The organism is Anaerobiospirillum thomasii, from assembly GCF_900445255.1.
Classification (GTDB): domain Bacteria; phylum Pseudomonadota; class Gammaproteobacteria; order Enterobacterales; family Succinivibrionaceae; genus Anaerobiospirillum_A; species Anaerobiospirillum_A thomasii.
Genome location: NZ_UAPU01000007.1, coordinates 1204314 through 1227677 on the forward strand (window position 1 = coordinate 1204314; position 23364 = coordinate 1227677).

21 protein-coding genes and 2 pseudogenes are annotated in these 23364 nt (G+C 40.0%); 10 read left to right on the plus strand and 13 right to left on the minus strand.

Features of this window, described 5'->3' with window-relative positions; all coding sequences use genetic code 11:
- The first annotated feature begins 1 nt into the window (after nt 1).
- The 4 genes from DRZ93_RS12540 (at nt 2) to ftsY (ending at nt 4671) form a co-directional block, all read left to right on the plus strand.
- Nucleotides 2–733: a 3-ketoacyl-ACP reductase FabG2 gene (locus tag DRZ93_RS12540; RefSeq protein ID WP_113746704.1), complete on the plus strand. Its 732-nt coding sequence runs from the start codon at nt 2–4 to the stop codon at nt 731–733.
- The gene (locus DRZ93_RS12545; protein WP_113743313.1) at nt 733–1962 is read left to right on the plus strand and encodes a beta-ketoacyl-ACP synthase; all 1230 of its coding nucleotides are present in this window, start codon (nt 733–735) and stop codon (nt 1960–1962) included. Before DRZ93_RS12540 ends, DRZ93_RS12545 begins: the two co-directional genes overlap by 1 nt.
- Before the next feature lie 213 nt (nt 1963–2175).
- Nucleotides 2176–2640 carry a hypothetical protein gene (locus tag DRZ93_RS12550; protein WP_146741122.1) on the plus strand — a complete coding sequence of 155 codons (465 nt, stop codon included), beginning with the start codon at nt 2176–2178 and terminating at the stop codon, nt 2638–2640.
- Between the two features lie 345 nt (nt 2641–2985).
- Nucleotides 2986–4671, plus strand: a complete 1686-nt coding sequence (gene ftsY / locus DRZ93_RS12555) for a signal recognition particle-docking protein FtsY (protein WP_113743312.1) — start codon at nt 2986–2988, stop codon at nt 4669–4671.
- 138 nt (nt 4672–4809) lie between these two features.
- On the opposite strand, the gene DRZ93_RS12560 is transcribed toward ftsY, so the two are convergent.
- From DRZ93_RS12560 to DRZ93_RS12570, 3 genes are read right to left on the minus strand one after another with little or no spacing between them, the layout of a single operon-like run.
- Nucleotides 4810–5619 carry an energy transducer TonB gene (locus DRZ93_RS12560; protein ID WP_113743311.1) on the minus strand — a complete coding sequence of 270 codons (810 nt, stop codon included), beginning with the start codon at nt 5617–5619 and terminating at the stop codon, nt 4810–4812.
- Between the two features lie 2 nt (nt 5620–5621).
- Complete coding sequence (locus DRZ93_RS12565; protein ID WP_113743310.1) at nt 5622–6005, minus strand: ExbD/TolR family protein; 384 nt, start codon at nt 6003–6005, stop codon at nt 5622–5624.
- Nucleotides 5998–6504 carry a MotA/TolQ/ExbB proton channel family protein gene (locus DRZ93_RS12570; protein WP_113743309.1) on the minus strand — a complete coding sequence of 169 codons (507 nt, stop codon included), beginning with the start codon at nt 6502–6504 and terminating at the stop codon, nt 5998–6000. Before DRZ93_RS12570 ends, DRZ93_RS12565 begins: the two co-directional genes overlap by 8 nt.
- Nucleotides 6505–6614: 110 nt before the next feature.
- On the opposite strand from DRZ93_RS12570, the gene DRZ93_RS12575 reads away from it, so the two are divergent.
- From DRZ93_RS12575 to rpoH, 5 genes are all read left to right on the plus strand, one after another.
- The gene (locus tag DRZ93_RS12575) at nt 6615–8192 is read left to right on the plus strand and encodes a cytochrome ubiquinol oxidase subunit I (RefSeq protein WP_113743308.1); all 1578 of its coding nucleotides are present in this window, start codon (nt 6615–6617) and stop codon (nt 8190–8192) included.
- Nucleotides 8182–9321 (plus strand): cytochrome d ubiquinol oxidase subunit II, encoded by a 1140-nt coding sequence (cydB, locus tag DRZ93_RS12580; RefSeq protein ID WP_113743307.1) that lies wholly within the window; start codon nt 8182–8184, stop codon nt 9319–9321. The genes DRZ93_RS12575 and cydB overlap by 11 nt, the downstream gene beginning before the upstream one ends.
- A 186-nt stretch (nt 9322–9507) precedes the next feature.
- Nucleotides 9508–11106, plus strand: coding sequence for a thiol reductant ABC exporter subunit CydD (gene cydD, locus DRZ93_RS12585; RefSeq protein WP_172458249.1), 1599 nt, complete (start codon nt 9508–9510; stop codon nt 11104–11106).
- On the plus strand, nt 11100–12719 hold the full coding sequence (locus DRZ93_RS12590) for an amino acid ABC transporter ATP-binding/permease protein (RefSeq protein ID WP_113746707.1): 1620 nt from the start codon (nt 11100–11102) through the stop codon (nt 12717–12719). Before cydD ends, DRZ93_RS12590 begins: the two co-directional genes overlap by 7 nt.
- 20 nt (nt 12720–12739) lie before the next feature.
- Nucleotides 12740–13690 carry an RNA polymerase sigma factor RpoH gene (gene rpoH / locus DRZ93_RS12595; RefSeq protein WP_113743304.1) on the plus strand — a complete coding sequence of 317 codons (951 nt, stop codon included), beginning with the start codon at nt 12740–12742 and terminating at the stop codon, nt 13688–13690.
- A gap of 6 nt (nt 13691–13696) precedes the next feature.
- Here rpoH and DRZ93_RS14060 read toward each other — a convergent pair.
- Together DRZ93_RS14060 and DRZ93_RS12605 are read right to left on the minus strand one after the other, a co-directional pair.
- Nucleotides 13697–13828: pseudogene (locus tag DRZ93_RS14060) on the minus strand (helix-turn-helix domain-containing protein); the annotation flags it as partial.
- 71 nt (nt 13829–13899) lie between these two features.
- Nucleotides 13900–14580 carry a cupin domain-containing protein gene (locus DRZ93_RS12605; RefSeq protein ID WP_113743302.1) on the minus strand — a complete coding sequence of 227 codons (681 nt, stop codon included), beginning with the start codon at nt 14578–14580 and terminating at the stop codon, nt 13900–13902.
- A gap of 566 nt (nt 14581–15146) precedes the next feature.
- On the opposite strand from DRZ93_RS12605, the pseudogene DRZ93_RS13805 reads away from it, so the two are divergent.
- Nucleotides 15147–15509 (plus strand): annotated as a pseudogene (locus DRZ93_RS13805) (RbsD/FucU family protein); the annotation flags it as partial.
- Here the strand turns inward: DRZ93_RS13805 and rapZ are convergent.
- The 8 genes from rapZ to DRZ93_RS12645 all read right to left on the minus strand — a co-directional run bounded on the left by rapZ (nt 15486) and on the right by DRZ93_RS12645 (nt 23356).
- The gene (gene rapZ, locus DRZ93_RS12615; RefSeq protein ID WP_113745059.1) at nt 15486–16346 is read right to left on the minus strand and encodes an RNase adapter RapZ; all 861 of its coding nucleotides are present in this window, start codon (nt 16344–16346) and stop codon (nt 15486–15488) included. The pseudogene DRZ93_RS13805 and the gene rapZ sit on opposite strands and share 24 nt — an antisense overlap.
- Before the next feature lie 41 nt (nt 16347–16387).
- Nucleotides 16388–16924: a PTS sugar transporter subunit IIA gene (locus DRZ93_RS12620; protein ID WP_113743301.1), complete on the minus strand. Its 537-nt coding sequence runs from the start codon at nt 16922–16924 to the stop codon at nt 16388–16390.
- 421 nt (nt 16925–17345) lie between these two features.
- Nucleotides 17346–17633, minus strand: a complete 288-nt coding sequence (hpf, locus tag DRZ93_RS12625; protein ID WP_113743300.1) for a ribosome hibernation-promoting factor, HPF/YfiA family — start codon at nt 17631–17633, stop codon at nt 17346–17348.
- 263 nt (nt 17634–17896) lie between these two features.
- Nucleotides 17897–19084, minus strand: coding sequence for an iron-containing alcohol dehydrogenase (locus DRZ93_RS12630; RefSeq protein WP_113743299.1), 1188 nt, complete (start codon nt 19082–19084; stop codon nt 17897–17899).
- Between the two features lie 285 nt (nt 19085–19369).
- Nucleotides 19370–20512 (minus strand): M20/M25/M40 family metallo-hydrolase, encoded by a 1143-nt coding sequence (locus DRZ93_RS12635; RefSeq protein ID WP_113743298.1) that lies wholly within the window; start codon nt 20510–20512, stop codon nt 19370–19372.
- Between the two features lie 32 nt (nt 20513–20544).
- Nucleotides 20545–21399, minus strand: a complete 855-nt coding sequence (locus DRZ93_RS12640; RefSeq protein WP_113743297.1) for a MetQ/NlpA family ABC transporter substrate-binding protein — start codon at nt 21397–21399, stop codon at nt 20545–20547.
- A gap of 103 nt (nt 21400–21502) precedes the next feature.
- Nucleotides 21503–21634, minus strand: a complete 132-nt coding sequence (locus DRZ93_RS13915; protein ID WP_258400057.1) for a hypothetical protein — start codon at nt 21632–21634, stop codon at nt 21503–21505.
- Nucleotides 21635–21769: 135 nt separating this feature from the next.
- The gene (locus DRZ93_RS12645; protein WP_113745058.1) at nt 21770–23356 is read right to left on the minus strand and encodes an RNA polymerase factor sigma-54; all 1587 of its coding nucleotides are present in this window, start codon (nt 23354–23356) and stop codon (nt 21770–21772) included.
- Nucleotides 23357–23364 lie beyond the last annotated feature (8 nt).

Consider the following 23364-nt stretch of genomic DNA (forward strand, 5'->3'; position numbering starts at 1 on the left):
CATGGCAAAAAGAGTATTGGTTACAGGTGCATCTAAAGGTATAGGTAAAGGCATTGCCATAGATCTGGCCAAAAATGGTTTTGAGATCTGCGTGCATTTCAATAAGGATAAAGACGGTGCTTTAGATACAGTAAATACAATTGTAAGTGCAGGAGGTACAGCAAAGGCCATCAGCTTCGATGTATCTGATACTAAGATGTGCTCTGAGGTTTTAGGTCAGGAAATTGAGGATCATGGCGCCTTTTACGGTATTGTCTCTAATGCTGGAATGGTAAGGGATGGAGCCTTTCCTGCTCTTAGCGATGATGACTGGTTTGATGTTATAAATACAGATTTAAACGGCTTTTACAATGTTGTAAAGCCAGCCATCATGCCAATGATTCATCTAAGAGCTGGCGGCCGTATTGTCTGTATAGGCTCAGTCTCGGGTATTATTGGCAACAGAGGGCAGGTTAACTACTCTGCTGCCAAGGCAGGACTTATAGGTGCTGTAAAGGCTTTAGCCGTTGAGCTTGGCAAGCGCAGAATCACTGTTAACTGTGTGGCTCCTGGACTTATAGATACACAGATGGCACAGATGGATGATTTTGTGCTCAACAAGGTTTTAGAGCAGATACCTCTTGGTCGTATGGGCAAGGTGGAGGAAGTTTCATCTCTTGTGTCCTTCCTGTTCAAGGATGAGGCAGAATATATTACAAGACAGGTGCTGACAATAAATGGTGGTATGTTCTAATGAGTAGACGTGTTGTAGTATCAGGCATGGGACTTGTCACAGCTTTTGGTGATGATGTAAATACAGTAATAGACAGAATGTCCTATGGTGAAAATGCTGTTGTGGTCATGGATCAGTGGAAGGATATAGATGGTCTTGGCAGTTATGTGGCAGCACCTATAGACTCTTTTTTCCTGCCAAAGGAAGTCTATAATAGAAAAAAGATAAGAGCCATGAGCAGAGTGTCTTTATTCTCAACACGGGCCACAGAGCTTGCGTTAAAGGATGCAAATTTAGAGAACTCTGACGCTGTAACAGATGGACGCATGGGTATTGCCTTTGGCTCCTGCTCAGGATCTCCTGATGCTACAAAGGACATAGCGAGTATTTATTATGACAAATCTATAATGCAGTATGATGCCACAACCTATGTGCGCATGATGCCACATACAACAGCTGTAAATACAGCTTTGTTCTTTGGTATGCGCGGCAGACTTATTCCTACATCATCTGCCTGTACCTCAGCCTCTCAGGCTATAGGTTATGCCTATGAAGCAATTGCCGGAGGTCATCAGGATTTTATGGTGGCAGGAGGCGCTGAGGAGTTAAGTCCTGCACAGACAGCCTGTTTTGACACTTTATTTGCCACTACCCATAAAAATGATACTCCAAAACTTACTCCATCACCTTTTGACAAAGACAGAGATGGCCTAGTCATAGGTGAGGGTGCCGGAGCTCTGCTGCTTGAAAGTTATGACAGTGCTGTGGCTAGAGGGGCAAAGATCTATTGTGAAATTGTTGGTTTTAACACCAACTGTGATGCCACACATATCACTCAGCCGAACAGGGAGACTATTGAGATCTGTATAGCCAATGCCCTCAAAAATGCTAACTTAAAAGCTAAGGATATAGGCTATGTAAATCTGCATGCAACAGGCACAGGTCGCGGTGATGTGGCAGAGAGTCTGGCTACCTATAGTATCTTTGGCAGAGACTGCCCTGTATCTGGATTTAAGAGTTATTTTGGGCATACCCTGGGCGCCTGTGGTGCCATAGAGGCTGCTCTTAGCATACAGATGATGCACAATAAGCAATTCATGCCCAACCTAAATCTCAATACTGTTGATGAAAACTGTGGTGATCTTGACTATATAGTAGGCTCGCCTAGAGATATAGACTGTCAGTATATAATGTCCAATAATTTTGCATTTGGAGGTGTAAATACCTCTCTTATATTTAAAAAACTCTAGTTTTTATGGAGAAATTACGGGAACGTGTCACATCACATCTTATAATAAAGCCATAGTTAAAATTTAATCAGGTCTACCCTGATTATGTAGCTCTTTAAAAATCTATCTAACCACTATTGGTTTTTATGACTGTATTTCAGGTTTCACAGGGATTACAAGATGTTGTAGCGAGATCTCGTTCCAGATATGCTATACCTGAGGCATCATTGTCCTTTGAAGAAAAATACAGAAATAGGCGTATTAATCAGACTCTTAATAAATTCCACTATCGTGATGTATACCAAGGCGACATCAAAAATCATTAATGGTAAAGAGGTTAGCAGCACATCTAACACCCGATACTATATAAGCTCTATGCAGTATGGTGAAGAATCAACACTACATCAGATTGCGCGGAGTATTGATGAGTACTGGGCAATTGAGACTTACCATCATGGACACCTTGACTGTGGCTCTTTAGCTCAGGACGACCTACAGTCATGCAACTATAATTTAATTGCCAACCATGTGGGCATAAATAAAATAGTGCACAACATCCACTCCTTTATAAGGAATAGCGCTAATACCGATAACTCAGGACGCCCTCCTACCTTTAAGAGTATTGCTGAAAAATTCAGAAGCAGACCTCTTGATTATACTCTGCATCGTCTGATTGAGTTCTTTGGACACTCTGAATAAGTCCATACACAACATCAACCACTGCTGCTCAGTGATAAAGCTATATCCCTAAATATATCCGAATCACCCATAAAGTTAGCTTTTGGACATCTATTGGACAGATAATAGTGGTTTGATAAATTTTTAAAGAACTACACATGAGGTAGACTCATATTTTTAATAATCGGCTGAAATTAAATATAATCTGACACACTCTCATAATTTAGAAATACTAGTTTTAGACATTATTCACAGTTTTATAATGCTCCTTTGCAGTGTAATAAAGCACTTGCAGATGGGCATTTTGTTAAAAATGAACTGTGTTATAATTTTTTTATAGATTTCATGCAAATATTGGGGCTTTAAATGGGCTTATTTTCATTTTTTAAAAAGAAAGATAAAAAGACACAGACAGTTGATGAAAACTTAAATCAGGAAAATCTAAGTGCAGATGAGGGCACAGCACAGGATGATAAAGCTGTATCCTATGACACAGATACTAGCGCTGATAACACAGGTGTAGCTCAATCTTCTGAGCAAAAAACAGTTGAAGATGGTAAGAACCTGCAAGCTGATGATAGTGACGATAAAGAGATAAGCAAATTTACTCAAGAGCATGCTGCCTTTGAAAATGTTGAGCTTGTTGCACAGAGTATAGAAGAGAAGGATCATGATCTAAAAGTAAGTTTTAATGATGAGCTAAGAGAGCATGAGCATAGTGTGCAGCATTCTCATACTGATAATTACGATGATAAGGTAGAAATCAAAGAAGATGAGAGCTCTAAACTTGCCGAGGCTGACAGTGCTGTAAGTGAAGCTGCTATAATTGAGATTCTTGAGGATGAGGAGCAGACTCAAGAGATCAAAGAGACTCAAACTGAAGATAATACAGATACAAAAGACAGTGCAGATATTAAAGAAATTGTTGCTGACAATGATGAGAGTGTATCCGATGTCAAAGAGCCTTTTGATACAGATACAGCCCCTGAAGATACAAGCAGCGACAGCGATGAGATAAAAATCAGTTCTGATGACAAACAGGATGAGAAGGGTGAGGAGGAGAGTGTTGCTCCTCTTGCCATGTTCAGCGGTGCAGGCGATAAGAGCAGTATTGCTAAAGAGTCAGAGGACGAGGTCAAAGAGTCATTTTTCTCACGTCTTAAAAAGACACGTGATTCTCTTGCTTTTGGTATCAGCTCTTTAATTAAAGGCAGAAAAATTGATGATGATCTGTATGAGGAGCTTGAGACTGCACTTTTAACTGCCGATCTTGGTGTGGATACCACATTTGAGATTATTGATAGATTAAAAGAAGAGTCACGCATCAAAGAGCTGCATGATGCAGAGCTTCTAAAGAAGAATCTTCACAGGACTCTATGTAAAATTCTGGAGCCATGTGCTGCACCTTTAGATGTAGAGTCAACAGAAAATACTCCATTTGTCATCCTCATGGTTGGAGTCAATGGTGCAGGAAAAACCACAACTATAGGTAAACTTGCCCAGAAATATAAAGAATCAGGTAAAAAGGTTATGCTTGCAGCAGGTGATACCTTCAGAGCAGCAGCTGTTGAGCAGTTAAAAGAGTGGGGCAAGAGAATAGAAGTGCCTGTGGTAGCTCAGCAGACAGGATCTGACAGTGCCTCTGTACTCTATGATGCTTTAAGCTCTGCCCGTTCAAAAGGTGTTGATGTACTAATCTGCGATACAGCAGGAAGACTGCAGAATAAGGACAATCTTATGGATGAGCTTAAAAAGATTGTTCGTGTTATGAAGAAAATTGATGAGAATGTACCGCAGGAGGTAATGCTGGTTCTTGATGCCGCAACAGGTCAGAATGCTGTATCACAGGCCAAAATCTTCTCAGAGGCTGTAAATGTTACAGGTATTACTCTGACCAAACTTGATGGTACTGCCAAAGGTGGCGTAATCTTTGCGTTAGCTGACAAGTTTAAAATTCCTATACGCTATGTAGGTATTGGCGAGAAGGCTAAGGATTTGAGAGAGTTTAGTGTTGAGCCTTTTGTCGATGCTCTTTTAAAGGAAGACAAATAGTATCAAAACCTAGCTTATACAGGGCATAAGCATTGAGATCTGACTAATGCCATGAATACAAAAGGTAGGCACATAGCCTACCTTCGTTATATCTAAAGATATTAAAGAGAGATTACTGCCCGCAACTCATGCAGCTCTTTATATCAGAGCGTACTTTATAGGCATATGAATTTTTATATTTGAGTTTGGGTGTCTTGTATCAAAGCCAATAATATCTTTGCATAATCTGGCAGCTGACTTATCTAATATAGTATGTCCTGAGCTCTTGATAATGGTAAAAGATGCAATTTTGCCATTAACCACATTAAACTCAACTAAGACCACACCCTGTATTTTTCTTTTTATAGCCCTTTGCGGATACTGTATCTTATCTTGAATTCTGTCAAAGATAAGATTGCTTATAGTCTGACGTGATATATTGGCGGCAACTATGCTCTCATCTGACAAAGCTGTCTCGTTCTTGGTGATGACTTTATTCTCACTCTTGATTTTTTTATTGCCTGCAGCCAGATTGGCTTTTTTTACAGTATCAGTCTTTTTTGTTGTAACTGTCTTTTTGCTTTGTTCTTTTACAGCCTTACTCTTTGATGTTTCAACCTTTTTAGGTTTAACCTGTTTTACAGGTGTATTTTCGCTGACATTTGTTTTATGTTTTATTACCGAGTTCTTTGCTGTTTCTCTGTCACTTTGATATTCATTATCATTTTTTTGCTCAATTTGATCATTTTTGGTATCAATATGAGTATTTTTTTCAGTTTCTGCCTGTGGTTCAATATTTTTTTTTGCTTGAGATTTTATCTGCTCTACGTGATTTATGTTAACAACTAAAGTTGAATATGTATCCTGTACCTGAGCCTGAAAATTATGCTCACACAAAAGACCAAAAGTCATTAGCGTAATAAAAACACCGATAAAGCCCAGTGAGCGGGAGATCAGATCCGGATACATTATTAGTTGTCTGCCTTTATTGTATTTATAATAAGACGTCCGTCGGTATGACTCCTTGCAATATCTGCAATATCAATAAGTATCTGAGTCTTGCTGTTACCGTCAATATTAAGCTCTATAGTGGCATCATCCTGAACTAAAAGAATGTCTTTTAGCTCTTTTGCGGAAATTACCCGCTCTTTATATAGATACTCACCATCTTTATTAACTGTAATAACTATATTGTTGCTCTTTTGCGTCTGTTCTGCTGTAGATGAGCTAGGAAGAACAATATCTATAACAGGCAATGTAAATGACATTGTCATAATAAAGAAAATAACAAGCATAAAAATAACGTCAATCAGAGGGGTCAGATCGACGTGTAAATCATCTTCAAAATCATTCATTATTACGGGCCATAAAATAGATCTTAGTTCTAAGATGACGCAAAGACATCAGAAGATAATAATGGACAATTATGGAAGGAATAGCAAGAGTAAGACCCATAACAGTTGTTAAAAGAGCCTGCCATATGCCTCCGGCTAACATAGAAGGATCAGGCATTGCCTTTTCTGCAAGATTTGAAAAAACATCGACCATGCCGATTACTGTTCCTAAAAGACCTAACAGCGGACCTACAGCTGCGCAGAGTTTTAAAAAGTACATAGAGGTATAGACACCTCTAATCTTGCTCTGCATAAGTGCAGAGATAAGCCCCTGGCGCAGACTCTCTTCCTCTTTTGAGGCTGTAGCAACTATATCTGCAATGATACTGCCAGGCAGAGTCTCCTGTCTTTTAACCAGTATTATCAGGACCACACCTCTTATTGCAGTAAAGATTGCAGCAAGGCCTAAAATAAAAATGACTACACCTGAGTAGCCTACTTGATGATAAAAATTAATCATAAATTTTTTTTAAATTTGTAACTTATCTTTGAATTTCAATCTTAACAAAATAATACGTATAGGGTAGCATACATGCTGTATACTTTTATAATTTTTTTGGAGATAGGACAATGATAGACAGTTTTATGGTGGAGTTGTCTAGATGGCAGTTTGCTGTGACTTCACTTTATCACTTTCTCTTTGTACCACTTACTCTGGGTATTTCATGGATCATCTTCATCATGGAGATTATCTATGTAAAGACAGGCGATACCTTATATAAGGATATGGCTAAGTTCTGGGGTAAGCTTTTTGGTATTAACTTTGCTATTGGTGTTGCCACTGGTATTACTCTTGAGTTTGAGTTTGGAACCAACTGGTCTAACTACTCTCACTATGTAGGTGATATTTTTGGTGCCCCTCTGGCACTTGAAGGCCTGATGGCATTTTTCCTTGAGTCAACCTTCATCGGTCTGATGTTTACAGGTTGGAATCGCTTTAGCAAGGGCACTCACCTCTTAATTACTTTCCTGACCGCTTTAGGTTCTAACCTTTCAGCTATGTGGATTCTTATCGCTAACGGCTGGATGCAGTACCCAGAGTTCGCACAGTTCTCACCAGAGAAGATGCGTATGGAAATGGTTGATTTCTGGGGCGTAATCTTCTCACCTGTTGCTCAGGTTAAGTTTGCTCACACCGTAAGTGCTGGCTATGTAACTGCAGGTATGTTTGTTATCGGTGTCTCTGCATACTTCATGCTCAAGGGCAAAAACATCCGTTTTGCCAAGAGATCTATGACCATCGGTATTGTATTCTCATTACTGGCAATGGGCGGTTCTGCTTTAACCGGCGACCTGTCAGCTCTGCAGGTAACTGAGCATCAGCCTGCCAAGCTTGCTGCTATGGAAGCTGAGTACCACACTCAGGAGGCTCCTGCTTCATGGTCACTGTTTGCAATTCCAAATGAAGAGGAAATGGATAACGATATTTCTATCAAGATTCCATGGCTGCTTGGTCTGATTGCAACCCACTCATTTGATACTCCAGTTCAGGGTCTGCGCGATATCGTTGCAGAGAATGAAGAAAGAGTAAGAAGCGGTCTTATTGCTTTTAGTGCACTTACTAAGATTCGTGCCGGCGAAGGCAATGATGAACTTCACGCTGCATTTGAGGAAAACGCCAAGGATCTTGGCTATGGTATGTTATTAGTTGAGCATGCTGTTGATCCATTAAATCCAACTGAAGATGAAATCAAGACAGCTGCCAGAAACTCAGTTCCATCTGTATGGATCAGCTACTTCTCCTTCAGAATCATGATGGGTATTGTTACTGCTATGGGTGCTATTGCCGCTTTAGCTGGCTTCATGCTGTGGTACAAGAAGAATCTATTACAGAACCCGCTGGTTCTCAAGCTTCTGGTCCTGTCAATTCCATTGCCATTCTTAGCCTGCGAGGCTGGCTGGATTCTGGCAGAGGTTGGTCGTCAGCCTTGGGCTATTCAGGGTGTACTGCCTACCTTCTTGGCTACTTCGACTTTAGATGCCATTGACGTAGGTCTGTCTTTAGTATTCTTTATCCTGGTTTACACCGTATTCTTAATCATCGAAATGACATTAATGGTCAAGGCTGTTAAGAAGGGTCCAACTATCGAAGGTGAAGACGAGCAGGATGCTCAGAAGAAAGATGGAGGTATCTTAAATGCTGTTTGATTATGATACCCTTCAGGTTATATGGTGGATTTTAGTAGGTGTACTGCTTATAGGCTTTGCTCTTACTAATGGTATGGATATGGCTGTATCCTCACTGACTTTCCTTGTAACCAAGAACTCAAAAGAGCGTTCAGCTATTATTGGTACTGTAGCTCCACACTGGGACGGTAACCAGGTATGGTTAATCACAGCCGGTGGTGCTGTGTTTGCTGCATGGCCTGAGGTTTATGCCGCATCCTTCTCAGGTTTATACTGGGCTATGATCCTTGTTCTCTTTGGTATATGGCTGCGTCCATTAGCCTTTGATTACAGAAATCACAAGGATGATGAGACATGGCTTAAGAGATGGGATATTGCCTTAACTGTTGGCAGTGCTATTCCTATGCTGATCTTCGGCGTAGCCTTTGGTAACCTGCTGCAGGGCCTGCCTTTCTATGCTGACGAGAATGTTCGCTGGCACTATGATGGCTACTTCCTTACAGCTCTGCTGCCTCTGTTAAATCCATTTGCACTGCTGTGCGGTATTATCAGCGTATTAATGCTTCTGACACAGGGCTGCCTGTGGATTCAGCTGCGTACAGTTGATGAGATTGCTGTAAGAGCCCGTGTATGGACCTTCAGATTCGGTATGGCAACAGCAGCTCTGTTCATCCTTGCAGGTCTGTGGTCATTCTTCCTGCCTGGCTGGCAGTTAGATGCTCTGGCACCTGAGGGTAGCTTCCATACTATTACTGGTAAGACTGTATCAGTAATTGAGAATGGTCTGTTTGAGAACTATGCTGCAGTTCCTGTAGTAATCATTGTTCCAATTCTTGCATTTGTTGGTATGCTTCTGTCAGCTATCTATGGTAAGCAGGGCAGAGCCGGCAAGGGAATTTTATTCTCAAGCCTTGGCATCGCATTTACCATTATGACAGCAGCTGTTGCTCTGTTCCCTTTTGTAATGCCATCATCAATTGATCCGGCATCTTCATTAACCATCTGGGATGCAACTTCATCACACTTTACTTTAAATGTGATGACATATGCTGTAATAATCTTTGTTCCTATCGTGCTGGCCTATACTGTCTGGGCTTACACCAAGATGTGGAACAAGGCATCTGCTGATGATGTTACAAGCTACCACTAAAGGAGATAGATTATGGTTTATTTAGGCTGGGCAGTAGGTTTAGCTGGTGCTATAGCTATCACCGTTGCAGTAGCATATTTAATTGAACAGTGGGAAGATTATTAAATCTTGTCAAACTTAAATAAAGAAAATTTAATAAAGTCAGCCGCCCTGCTTAATAAGCTCGGGCGGCTTATTAAAGTAAAATTGCATCTGCTAACAGCACTTTCGCTAGCAGATGCTATTTTTCTTTGTCTGTTTTATGCATGTATAGCCAAGGGTGTTGGATCCTTAGTTATACAGGGTGACGCGCAGAACATTCATTATCTGTACTATGGCTTTGCTTTTATAGCATTACGCTTTGTAGTTAAACTTATAAGCGCCTTTTTTATAAGTAATATTTCTTATGAAGTTGAGGTGTCACTAAGAGATCAGATAATTGCACATCTTATAAGTCTTGGACCTTTAAGTGACAAAAGAAAGGCCTCGCTCATAGCATCTGTAACAGATGCCTTTGACGACATTATTCCTTTCTTTACTCACTATCTGACATCTAAGCGCTATGCCATGGTGGTACCATCAGTACTTCTGGCATTTATCTTTATGTCACATACTCTCTCAGGTGTAGTGATTTTAATCATCTGCCCTTTAATCCCAATCTTTATGATTATGGTGGGTAAGGGTGCAGAGCGCTTGAATCAAAGACAGTGGGTCAGAATATTAAGACTCTCAGGACATTTTACCGAGGCTTTGCAGCGTCTTACTTTCATTAAACTCTTTAATTTGCAGCAACAGGAGATAAATCTCATCAAGCGCCTGACTAAAAACTGGCGTGTGCAGACTATGCAGATATTAAAGATTGCCTTTTTATCATCCCTGGTGCTTGAGTTCTTCTCAACAGCAGGCGTGGCTTTTTGTGCTGTGTTGCTGGGCTTTGCTGTATATGAGCAGGGTTTTGATTATACCTATGCACTATTTGTTCTTTTATGTGCTCCTGAGTTTTTCCTGCCGCTAAGAACCTTAGGTCAGAACTATCATATAAGAATGAAGTCTTTAGGCGCCATATCAAACATAGCCGATTTAATGAGCAGCAGGCCATCAGATAAGAGCACAGGCCATGTTGATGAGCTTGTAAGATTTGATATTAAAGCAAATGATCTTAAAGCTGTCTATGAAGGTGGCCGTGTAGGTCTTCTTAATGTTAACCTTTATATAAAAGAAGGTGAGGTTACAGCATTAGTTGGACCTTCAGGTTGTGGCAAAAGTACACTTTTACAGCTGCTTATTGGTTTTGTACCTGTTGAGTCAGGTTCATTATCTATAGGTGCGCACGATGTAGGTGAGTACTCACGCAAAGCATTAACTGATGCCATTACCTTTGTGCCGCAGAATCCCCATCTTTTTTACGGTACATTGCGTGACAATATAAAGATAGGGTGCGCTGATGTAAGCGATGATGCCATTGTACAGGCTTTAGACAGACTTAATGCCAGATTCCTGCTCGAGCGTTTCCCTGATGGACTTGATCACAGGATATCTGATGAAAATCAGGGTATATCAGGCGGTGAGGCCAGACTTATTGCCCTAGCGCGAGCACTGATCAAAGACAGTCCTCTGGTGCTTTTAGATGAGCCTACAGCAAGTCTTGATGAGGGTACACAGAAACTTATTGTAGATGCCATCAATCGTATCAAGGCCGGCAGAACGGTTATCATTTCCGCTCACCATCAGTCTTTAATTGATTTTGCAGACAGCGTAATAGATATAAGTACAATCAACAAAGCTTTTAAGGTTGCTCAATGTTAGAATTTATTGGTCTGATGAAAGGGCAGTACAAGGCTGCATTGCTTGGTATCTTTGTTTCGGTTTTAGCCTCATTATCATCAATGGCTCTAATGGCTACAGCCGGCTGGTTTTTAACAGCAATGGCACTGGCAGGCTTTGCAGGTTATGCTCTTGATATCTTTACACCGTCAGCCATGATACGCATGTTTGCGCTTTTGCGTACAGCTCTGCGTTATTTTGATCGTCTTTTCTCCCACGATGCCACTTTTAAAATCATTGAGGTTTTTAAAGTCAGGATGTTTGAAAAAGCTGTAAGTCTGCCGCATATGCAGTCTCTGGCCTTTAAAAACTCAGATATTGAGCGTCGTATGCGTGCTGATATAGACAAGCTTGAGCTTGCCTATCTTAAAGAGTTTATGCCTTTTGCCTGCGCCTTTATAGTTTCACTGTGTGTAGGCTTTTTCATGTGTCAGTATTCAGTTGAAATGGCTCTGGTCACACTCTCCTGCATGGCTGTAAGCGGAGTTGTAATTCCTGTTTTTCTGTCATATCTGACAAGCTCTGATTCACTTAAGATAAATGAGCTCTCACGTGATCTAACATCTCTTGGCTCTGATTTTATCCTGGGTCTTTTTGATCTGATGGCTTTAGGCGTTGAGAAAAAGTTTGAAAAGCAGATTCATTTAAAATCTGTAGAGCTTGCTCTGGTACGCAAAAGACTGGTTTTAATTGAAGGTATCAATACTGCAGTTTTGGCTGTAACTATCAATTTTGCCTGTCTGTGCTCTGTGCTTGTAGGTATTCCTTTATTTACAGAAAAGAAGATAGATTCAAGCAATTTTATAATGCTGGCTATTTTATCCATTGCTGCCTTTGAGGTTATCATTCCACTGGCTGCAGCCTGCATCAACTATGTCAATGTAAGACGTTCTGCTACCCTGGTCTTTGAGGTTTTAAAGGGCAGGAGCGATGATCTTAACGATAATGGTCAGAAGATAGATGGCATAGCAAAGCTTAGCTTTGATAATGTAGGCTTTAGCTATGATGGCAGCCGTCAGGTGCTGCAGAATGTCTGCCTTGAGTTTGAAAAGGACAAAAACTATGTAATAAGAGGCAGATCAGGTCATGGTAAGACCACACTTATCATGCTTATGCTCTCTTTAATAAAACCAAGCTCAGGCTCTATCAGGGTTGATGGCAGAGATTTGAGTGAAATAGATATAAGAAGCTACAGAGAGAGATTTTCTGTAGCACTGCAGGATAATGCACTGTTCTCATCAAGTCTGTTTGATATCTTTAAAATGGTCAAAATAGATGTGACTGAACAGGAGATTATGGAAGTTCTAAAGAAGGTAGAACTTGACGACTTTGTAAAAACTCTTCCAAACGGCTTTAATGAATGGCTTGGCAATACAGGTATGGCTGTCTCTGGAGGTCAGGCCAAACGTCTGTCTTTAGCCCGAGCACTTTTGATAGACAGTGACTTTCTCATTCTTGACGAGGTGGCCGAAGGCCTTGATGTCAAGCAGGAGAAAAGGATCATTGACAATATCTTAACTTCAAGAAAAGGTGTTATTATAATCACGCATAAACAGGCAGGACTTGATCTGTGTGATAAGATTATAGAATTATAATTCTAATAATAGCATTTGGTATGAAAGACAGTTCATTACAAAGTGAATATATGTTAGCGCCCGTAGGCAATATTGATAGTTATGTAAAGGTTATCAATAAAGTGCCTATGCTGCAGCCAGATGATGAGATATCACTGGCCAAGAGGTTGCGAGACTATAATGATCTTGAAGCTGCAAGAAAGCTTATTTTATCTCATCTGCGTCTTGTTGTAAGTATAGCCAGAGGCTATTCAGGCTATGGTCTGCCCTTATCCGATCTGATACAGGAGGGCAATATTGGCCTGATGAAGGCTGTAAAGCACTTCGATCCAGATATGGGAGGCAGGCTTGCAGCTTTTGCAGTTCACTGGATTAAAGCAGAGATTCACGATTACGTTATTAAGAACTGGCGTATTGTCAAAGTAGCCACTACTAAAGCTCAGCGCAAACTCTTTTTCAAGCTAAGACAGAGCAAGAAACATCTTGGATGGTTTTCTGACAAGGAAATACATGATGTTGCCCATGATCTTGGAGTCAATCCTTCAGATGTTATTGAAATGGAGTCAAGAATGTCTGGTCAGGATTATGGTTTTGACATGGACAGTGATGAGTCAAAAGACAAGTCACTGCCGACTTTGCTCTCACCTAGTGCCTATCTTGAGGATGAAAACTCTGATTTTGCCCGCGTCTATGAAAAGGCTGATTATGCAAGTTATGAACTTGATATGTTAAAGAAGGCTTTAGAGGATCTAGATGAAAGATCACGCTATGTCCTGAAAAGACGCTGGCTTGATGAGGACAAGGCTACACTTCAGGAATTGTCTGATGATTTAAAGGTTTCAATTGAGCGTGTCAGACAGATTGAAAGTGCTGCTTTAAGTAAAATCAGAGCTTTTATTGAAGGCAAAGATGATGTAAAAGATCCACAGCCTGTAATTGATGTCAAAAAGAAAAGAGGGCGCAAGCCAAAGGCTCAGAACACGCTTGGTTAATAAATTCTACTGCAATAACTGCAGTGATTTTAGGTATTGAGACGGTGTCTGATTGTCAGTGTACTTTTTAAAGACCTTGGTAAAGTAGGATATATCCTCAAAGCCGCGCTCCATTGCTACAACAGTAATATTTTTATTCTTATTTCTAAGTTTTTCCTTGGCTCATTCCACCCTGTAGGCTTTTATATAATCCATTGGTGTTTTTGGCGTCATTTCCTTAAAAACTTGATTTCAGAAGACGGTGCTAGCTCAAGTATGCTTGAGAGATCATTTAAAGTTATCTGATACATATATTTCTTTTGAATATAGCTGATAACAACCTTGAACTGTTTGATTTTATTTTGACTGAAACTGTGAGACAGGCCGTCATCATCAAACAAATCGACCTCTTCAATCAGACTTAAAAACAGATAGATAAGACCTATAGTGCGTCTTTCGAATCCGCGAACAGGGTGTGAAAGAGTATAAAAGGTTTTAGACAGTGTGGTTTTTATAGCTCTGTTGATTGTAGCTGATTTAGACTGCAGATCTAGTTTGATGGTTCGGTTGAGACTTATAAGGGAATGTAAAAAACAGTTGGCAGCGGATCTTTCATGTAAAAAAAGGCTTAAGTCAAATACCATACATTCATATTCACAGTTGTTCTGTGGAATAGCAGAATGTATGACTCCTAGATTGATAAAAGCATACTCTCCAGCCTTGAGAATTATAGTTTTATTGTCGGCAGTTAATTCGAGTAATCCGCTGTTAACTTTTATGATTTCAGCCTCACTATGCCAGTGAGCGGGCATTACATACATGTCATGATCTTTATCTACCATGAAGTATGTAAATGGAAACTGTGCGCTTCCATGCACCCTGTTCTCATTCAAGTGCATCTTACTTAACATAGCTTCACCTTATGTTTGTTTGATCTTATTGTAGAGCTATATTGTGCTGAAATCTTAAGGTTAAGTTTTAATATAAAACAGGTTAATTTGCAAATGTTACAAGTGGTGTCGAAAAACTATGCCGGTTTTGTGTCAAAAGCGTAACGCTTGCGTGTTATAGAGAAGATTGCTGAATAATTTTTTTAAAGTTTAGAAAAATAATTTTTCAATGTAAATTAAAGAATATCGGTAACATTCACAATTTGTGGTTTTAGCTGATTTTTGCTCTGTAAGGGTAATATACTGATATTAAATAATAAAATTAAAATAATGTTTGATTTTATTGTTGCAACAGTATTGACACTAACCGACAGTCTCCAATTTTTAGATATTAGACAATCTCAACTATAAGGGAATAGCTTTAGGAGGCTGTATGTTAAAAAATATCCCGCCAATTTTAAGCCCTGAGCTGCTTAAAATACTCTGTGAAATGGGCCCCATAGCGATACACTGGTAATTGTTGAATATTGCGAAGAAGATCTGACGATCTTGTGTTATGAGATCCGTAGAGTGGTAATTTCCCTTCTGCAAGTATTGTAAAAAATACCAATCTGATTCGCCTGTATGGTCACAATGTACCTGAAATATTAGATGCTGTTTTACAGGTTTTCCCTCTTGATACATATGTAAAGCAGCCAGTGTCCTTAATGCCGGTTATGCCAGGGGATAATGTGCAGACTCCTATCTGGGATGAGTATAAAAAGATTATTGCCAAATATGACAGCAGAGAAGATATTGTTGGGAATATCGAGCGCTTTGCCTTCTATGAGGAGGCTAAAAAAGCCTACTGCGTTATTGCCACATCAGAAAAGGCTTTATATGCAAATGTGATTTTACAAAATGGTATGCAGATATGTACAGGACGATTAGAGATGACCTACCTCAAGTGAGCAGTGACGAATCTGTACAAAGAGTTTACGCTCAATAAAACGAGAGGCCAGCTCGTTGGCTACATAGACACTGCGATGTTTGCCACCGGTACAACCTATGGCCACAGTAAGGTAGCTTCTGTTGTTTTTTTCAATATCCTCAAGATTGCTCATTAAAAGATTATCAATCTGATCTATATAGGAGGCAACTTTGTCATAGCGTTTGAAAAATTCAATAACAGGCTCATCAAGACCTGTAAACTGCCTTAGATTTTTATCCCAGAAAGGATTTGGCAGAAATCTTGCGTCAAAGACAAAATCAGCATCTTTGGCAATACCGTTTTTAAAGCCAAAGGATTCAAAGACAATAATCAGCTGTTTTTCAGGACAGCCTAGAATCAGCGTGGTAATTCTTGTTGAGAGATCGTGTATTGACATATTGGTAGTATCAATACGCAGATCGGCCCATGAGGCCAGCTCCTTTAAAATTACAGACTCTTTGACAATAGCCTCATCTAAAGACAGATGCTGTTTGGACAGTGGGTGCAGACGCCTGGTTTCTGAATATCTTTTAAGCAGCACCTGATTTTCTGCATCAACATAGATAACAGTACTTATGATGTCATCTTTGTTTTTTATATCCTCATAAAGTGTATGCAGTGACTGCAGATTGTCCGGAATATTTCTTATATCAATGGAGACAGCAAGCTTTGGATATTTATGTTTGGCCATATCTACCAGGGTCTTTAAAAACATGACTGGCAGATTATCAATACAGTAGTAGCCAAGATCTTCAAGCACCTTTAAAGCTACACTTTTTCCTGATCCTGAACGGCCAGAGATGATAACTAAATTTATTTTATCTTCAGCACTGTTTCTGTTCATAAAATAATTCCTTTTTAGCTCTCTTTTAGGCTCTCGTTCTCTTCTTCATGAAGCAGAGCATTGCTTAAAAGACTGTCAACCTTGTTCAATATGGCTGTAATTTTGTCATCATCATAGCGCGACAGGCGTAAAGAGTTGGATAGAGCCTCCTGACTTAGAATATTTGATACCTCAAAGAGCATATTCTGAACATCTTCATAGCTGTCATCAGGAGATATAAAAAAGGCGTAGGCCATATCAATAGTCAGAGGATCGGTATCTACTGTGTTAAATGCAATAGGCTCTGAGAGCATGCATAAAATACCAAATGTCTCAAAATCTTTGGGTGCTGATAAAATAATGGCATGAGGTATGGCTATAGACTTGGCACAGACTGTGGATCCCATTTTTTCACGGTCATTGAGTGCTGTTATAACCTGCTCTGTAGGAATTTCTGTAATATAACTGGCGCACTCAGCTATCTCCTCAAAAAGTCTTTTTTTAGAAAAGCATATAATGGGCGATAAAATCAGAGTAGGCGGCAGTTTAGAAAACCTTGTGAGCATTGGCATTTAATGTCTTTGTTCTCCTTTTTATTTTAAGTATATAATATTTATTATATGAAATTAAACAAAAAACACCTATAAGCGCCGTTTTAATAGTTTTTTGCCTATTCTGGGTACAAAACCGTAAATCAACGTAAAACAATTTTTTCTGTCAGTAGCCTGTTTTAAATCTGTTGTCAGATTGTATGTATATACACAATGAGCCTGAAAGAGGGCCTTATTTTGGTTTTAGATATGGGTGCTTAAAGTATGGTATTTGCGAATACAAGTGTGGATCCTTAAACAGCAGTTTGCTGCGCCATGTAGCTCAGGTCATAATCGTCAGATGTGGCAGGTGTGATTTTACTGTTAATCAGAATACTCTTTGCAAGCTTAATATAAGGGCAAAAAGAAAGCAGACTTAAAGTCTGCTTTCTGTTAAATCTGTTTACTCTTGCTTGAGTTTTTCTTTGAATTTGACAATCTGTCTGTCAACTTTATCGATAAGGGCATCAATAGCAGGATACATACTATCGCTTGAGGCTTCGGCATGAAGTTTATCACCAGTAACTGCAATATCTGCCTTGGCGGTGTGCTCAAGTTTATCTACAGATAAAGTTACAGAGATTGATGTAATAAAATCACCCTTTCTCTCCAGCTTCTTGAATTTGTCGTTTACATAGTCATTTAAAGCATCAGTGACTTTAGTTCCTACGCCTTGGATAGTTATTTGCATATTTACGTCCTTAATCCAAGCTTGTTGGATAGTTGTTTAAAATAAAATCCATACTTATATTAATAATAGAACTTTTAACGAAAAATAACAGATATATAACTAATCTTTTAAGTCAAAATTTGACAAAGTTAACAATACCTATTATTTATCATATTGTTTTTGTGGGTTTTTTACTTAATTTACAGGGTTTTAGCGTAATTTACAGCAAAAAAAAAGGGATCTTATTGTGCTCTAAGATCCCATTATCAAGGTTTTGATTGTTATCAGACTTTATAGTCTGCAGCCATTTCAAAGACTCTGGTAATCTGCTTTTTATCAAGCACCATGAAATGACCTTCAGTATGATTATCCTGACCTATGTTGGCAACTAGGGTAGGGATATCCTCTTTTCTGGCGCCAAGCTGCTCAAAGTTGAGCGGCAGTCCGGCCTCGCCCCAGAGTCTGCGCAGAGCCTGTATACCCTCAAGAGCTGTGGTTTTAGGATCTTCATAATTCATTTGACAGCCAAAGACATTGACAGCAAAGCGGGCAAAGCGCATGACATTATGGGACATGACATATTCCATCCAGGCAGGTGTAATTACAGCAAGACCTGCACCATGGGCACAGTCATACAAAGCTGAAAGCTCATGTTCAAGGTGGTGACTGGCCCAATCCTGCTCACGGTCAACACCGCACATATTGTTGTGAGCTAGAGTTCCGGCCCACATAATATTGGCTCTTGCCTCATAATCATGAGGATCTTTTATAACACGAGGAAGCATAACCTTCATGGTGCGCAGTACAGCCTCACACAGCTCATCTGTCAAAAGTACATCCTGTGTATTGGTAAAGTAGCGCTCCATGACATGGCACATGATATCGCAGGCACCACATGCTGTCTGAAAGGCAGGCAGGGTCATAGTCAGCTCTGGATTCATGATGGCAAATTTAGGTACATTAAGCTGGGTGTTAAGACCTTTTTTCTTAAGCACACCATTTTCATAATGTGAAATAACAGCACTGGTTGACCCTTCAGAGCCTGCAGCTGCAATAGTCAGCACTGAGCCTACAGGCAGAGATTGTGTAGGTACTGCAATCTTGGCAAAAAGATCCCAGAAATCGCCATCATAATGTACACCAAGCGCAATGGCCTTGGCACTGTCAATCACACTGCCTCCGCCCACTGCTAAAATCATATCCACATTTTCTCTGCGGCACAGTTCAATACCTTCATATACCAGGGTATCCATAGGATTTGGCTGTACACCGCCAAGCTTGATGACTTTGATGCCAGAGTGCTCAAGTGAGGCTGTTACTCTGTCAATAAGACCTGATTTTATAGCGCTTGAAGAGCCATAATGGACAAGAACTCTGCTGCCGCCGTATTTTTTACAGATCTCGCCTGCACTGTTTTCCTGTCCCTTTCCAAAATAAAAATCTGTAGGTCTGTGAAAATTAAAATTAAGCATTGCTATACCTTTAGATAAATTAGACTGTATGCCAGATAGAGACTATCACAGATAATTAAAATCAAAGTCTGTGCTGTATTTTTTAAATATAACACTCAACATAGTTAAAATCAGTACAGCATGGCACAAAAAGCAAAGTTTTTAGTGCAGATGTATGGGTATTTTCTAAGCTTTATACCATGCACAGATGAGATATTTATATGCAGGTGTGACAGGTTTTATATTGATTTATAAGGCAGGGATGGTCCCTGCCTGTTGCATTGTATCTTATCAAAAAGTCAGTCTTTAGGCGCAGATACGGGAGATGAGAGTTTTGAAAATATCAAAGCCATGCTCTACATCATCAAGAGGAATGTCCTCATTATCCTGATGGGCAGATGGTGAGGAGCTTGGACCTAAAATAGCAGTAGGGGCTATCTTGCTTAAAAAGCCGGCCTCTGCACAGCCATTGGTGCAAAATGACTCTTTATCTGTAATCTCTTCAAGCATAGAGATAAGATGCTTATCATCAAGAATAAAGGCATCGATATTATCAAAAGTCTTTTCAAGGCTGTAGACATTGTTATACCTTGAGTTTAATTTATCCACAATATCACTCAGATCATCATAGGCCTGTGAGCATGAGTATGAAGGCAGAGCTCTGACATCAAAGAGCATGGTAACCTTAGGACAGATAATATTAAAGCTCTCACCGCCATGTACTGCACCAAAGCTTATAGTAGGGCGCTCTACAGGAAATCTTTTATCAGCAAAGGCCTTTATACTTTCTTTGAGTTTGTTTACCTCCTCAATAAAAGGCGCAATAAAATCTATGGCATCAAGACCTTTATCCGGTGTAGATGAGTGACAGGCTTTTCCTGTTATAGTCAGTCTGTATCCTGTACACCCTTTATGGCCAATACATGGTCTGTTGCCAGATGGTTCTGTAACCACGATAAAATCTGGCTGGTGTTCATAGTTGTCAAGGTAGTGGCGGGCGCCTGACATTGATGACTCCTCATCACATGTAAAAAGCGCTGTCAGAGGTTTTTTAAAATCACTGTTGTAGCAGTATTTGCTAAGCAGCATGATAAGAGCAACTGAGCCTTTCATATCAGTAACACCAAGACCGTAGGCTTTGTTATTTTCAACTTTTAGTTTAAAAGGATCTGAGTGCCATTTATCAGCTCTGTAGGACACTGTATCTGTGTGTCCTGTCAAAAGCAGACCACCTTTTGTCAGTGATGAGGCAACAAACAGATTGTATCTTTTGTCATCAATGGTGTAGATTCTGGTGTAAAAGCCAAGTTTTTTATAAAAATCTTCAATATACTCGATAATGGCTCTGTTGCTCTGCTGCAATCTTTCATCAACAGAACTTATGGTGTTAAAGGCCACCAGATCTGAAAGTATCTGAATATATTCTTCTTTAAGGTTTAAAAAGCTCATATGTTATCTCCTTTTCCATGCTGTAAAGTTGATTAGTATTTAAATACGGCTATGGTTGCGCCTTTATATTTCTGATTTATGATCTCAGCTGTCTTTTTTGTGGCATAGGCTTTAATCACTTTCTTATATTCCTCGCGATCGGCATCCTCTTCACGAGCTGCAATTACATTGATAAAAGGATTGTCAGGGCTGATGTTGCCAAGATTTTCGCTAAAGATGGCATCTTTTTCTATGGTCAGATTATGATCAGAGGCAAAGTTGGCATTGACTATACCTGCAGCCACATCAGGTAAAATTCCAGGTACATTACCAGCATCAAGCTCATAAATTTTAAGATTCTTTGGATTTTCGATAATATCGCCTACCTCAGGTACATAGCCTTTGGCCGGATCTAATTTGATAAGACCTGCACTTTCTAAAACCTTAAGGGCGCGGCCGCCGTTGGTTACATCATTTGGTATGGCAATGGTGTCGCCGTCTTTTATTTCATCAATACTTTTGATTTTGACTGAATACAGAGGTAAAAGTGATATGGTTGTGTTCTGAATGGCTTTGATCTTATAGCCTCTGCTTTTAATTTCATTTTCAAGGAAGGCCTTGTGCTGGAAGGAATTTAAATCAATTTCACCTTCATTTAAAGCGGCATTTGGCAGTGTATAGTCGCCAAAGCGTACAAGGGTAAGTTTTATACCCTGACCTTCAAGCTCTTTGGCAACCGACTCCCACTCTTCATTGTGTTCGCCTACAAGTCCAACTTTGATTTCTTTAAGATCTGATCCTGGATTTGAAGCAGTTACAGTGGCTTTTTCTTCATCTGAGCAGGCACTTAAGGTAAAGGCGGCAACACAGGCACAGACAGTAGCGGCAAAGGTTCTGGTAAATTTCATAATAATGTCCTCTTTATTGTTTTGAAGGCTGCCTCCTTTTATTTCAGATAAAAAAAGGAGACTTTGTAGCCTCCTTGAACTTTATTTACAAACTATATATTTTCTATGAAGTCAAAAAGGCACTGCTCACGTACATCATCATGCACATGCCCATCATCATAAAGAATGCAAAAGAGAGCTGATCTTTAAGATCACTCTTTGCATATGTCTTTGCGCTGATGGTTGCCTTGTTCATAAAAAATCTCCTAAATGATATGAATCAATATTAAATAAAAAACTTCTGAAAATAAAGGGGTGCTCTGTTTTAGACAGCTGTGCATTAATTTGATGCGCTGTGAGGGTGCAGGTGATGTCATCTCACCTGCACAGTCTAGATAAGACGCTTTCTCTGACTTGATGAGGCAATGCCTAAAGATTCACGGTATTTGGCAATAGTACGGCGTGCAACATTGATACCGCGGCTTTGCAGCTCATCGGCAATCTTGTTGTCAGACAGCGGTTTACGGGGGTTTTCCTTAGATACAAGATCTTTAATTAAAGCGCGTATGGCTGTAGATGATGTGGCCTCACCATCATCTGTGCTGACATGGCTTGAGAAAAAGTACTTAAGCTCAAAGGTGCCACGAGGGGTATGAATATACTTTTCTGTGGTAATACGCGAGATTGTTGATTCGTGCATTTCAATCTGCTGTGCCACATCAGAGAGCACCATAGGCTTCATGGCACTCTCGCCTTTTTGTAAAAATTCACCTTGATGGTCAATAATACTCTGAGCTACTTTGAGCAATGTGTCATTGCGCTTGTATATACTCTGTAAAAACCAGTTGGCCTCCTGCAGGTTGGATTTGAAATACTGCACCTCATCTGCGCTTTTAGCATGGACCATTAAAGATTTATATTGCTCATTGAGTCTGACGCGCGGTATGGCATTTGGATTTAATTCAACTCCAAAGCTGCCATCTTCTTTCTTGACCACTATGACATCAGGTATGACAAAGTCTGATTTGGTATATACAGTTGAGACCTCTGGTCTTGGTTTTAACTTGGTGATAAGACCAATAGCCTCTTTTAGGGTGCTTTCCTTTATAGACAGCTTATGACAGAGTGTTCTAAAGTCACGGTTGGTAAGCTGTGGCAGAAAATCATCAATAATACGTATGGCTATATTTCTAAAAGGAGTATGGGCATCAAGCTCGCGCAGCTGTATGAGTAAAAACTCCTGAACAGAACGTGAGCCTACACCTACAGGATCATAGTGCTGTATAACTTTGAGGACAGCTAAGACCTCATCTTCATCTACATCTGTATAGATGGATGAGACAGTCTGCACAATATCCTCTATTGAAATTTTAAGATAGCCTGACTCATCAATGCCATCTAATATGGCAAGGGCAATGGCCCTATCAGAATCTCCAAGCGGTGAGCAGTCAAGCTGCAGCTTTAGGTGATCATAAAGGCTCTCTGTGGTCTGTCCTTCAAAGACATCATCATCGGCGCTAAAGGCTTTCTGATGGCTTGAGCTTTGTGTATAGTTGTCAGAGATCTTATCCTCAGATGAAGGGACACTTTGTGTCAGCTCCGAGCTTGGTGAAGATACACTACTGTCTCCTGCTTCATTGAAGATGGATACCATATCCTCAGTGTGCTGACCATCATCATTGAGATTGATTTCACTTGAGAGTGAAATGTCGGCGGCATTTATGGAAGAGTCATTGTCAAACACATCAAAATCGGCACTTTGCTGCTGCTCTATCTCTACCATTTCCTCAAGAGATTGCATATTTGGATTATCAAGACTTTCATCCATCTCAAGAAAAGGGTTTAAATCGAGAGTCTGCTGAATCTCCTGACGCAGCTCAAGTGTTGAGAGTTGCAGCATTTTGATGGCCTGCTGCAGCTGCGGGGTCAGAGCTAGCGTCTGTGTCTGCGCCTGACGCAGTTGAAGTGTGTTTTTAATACCAGCCA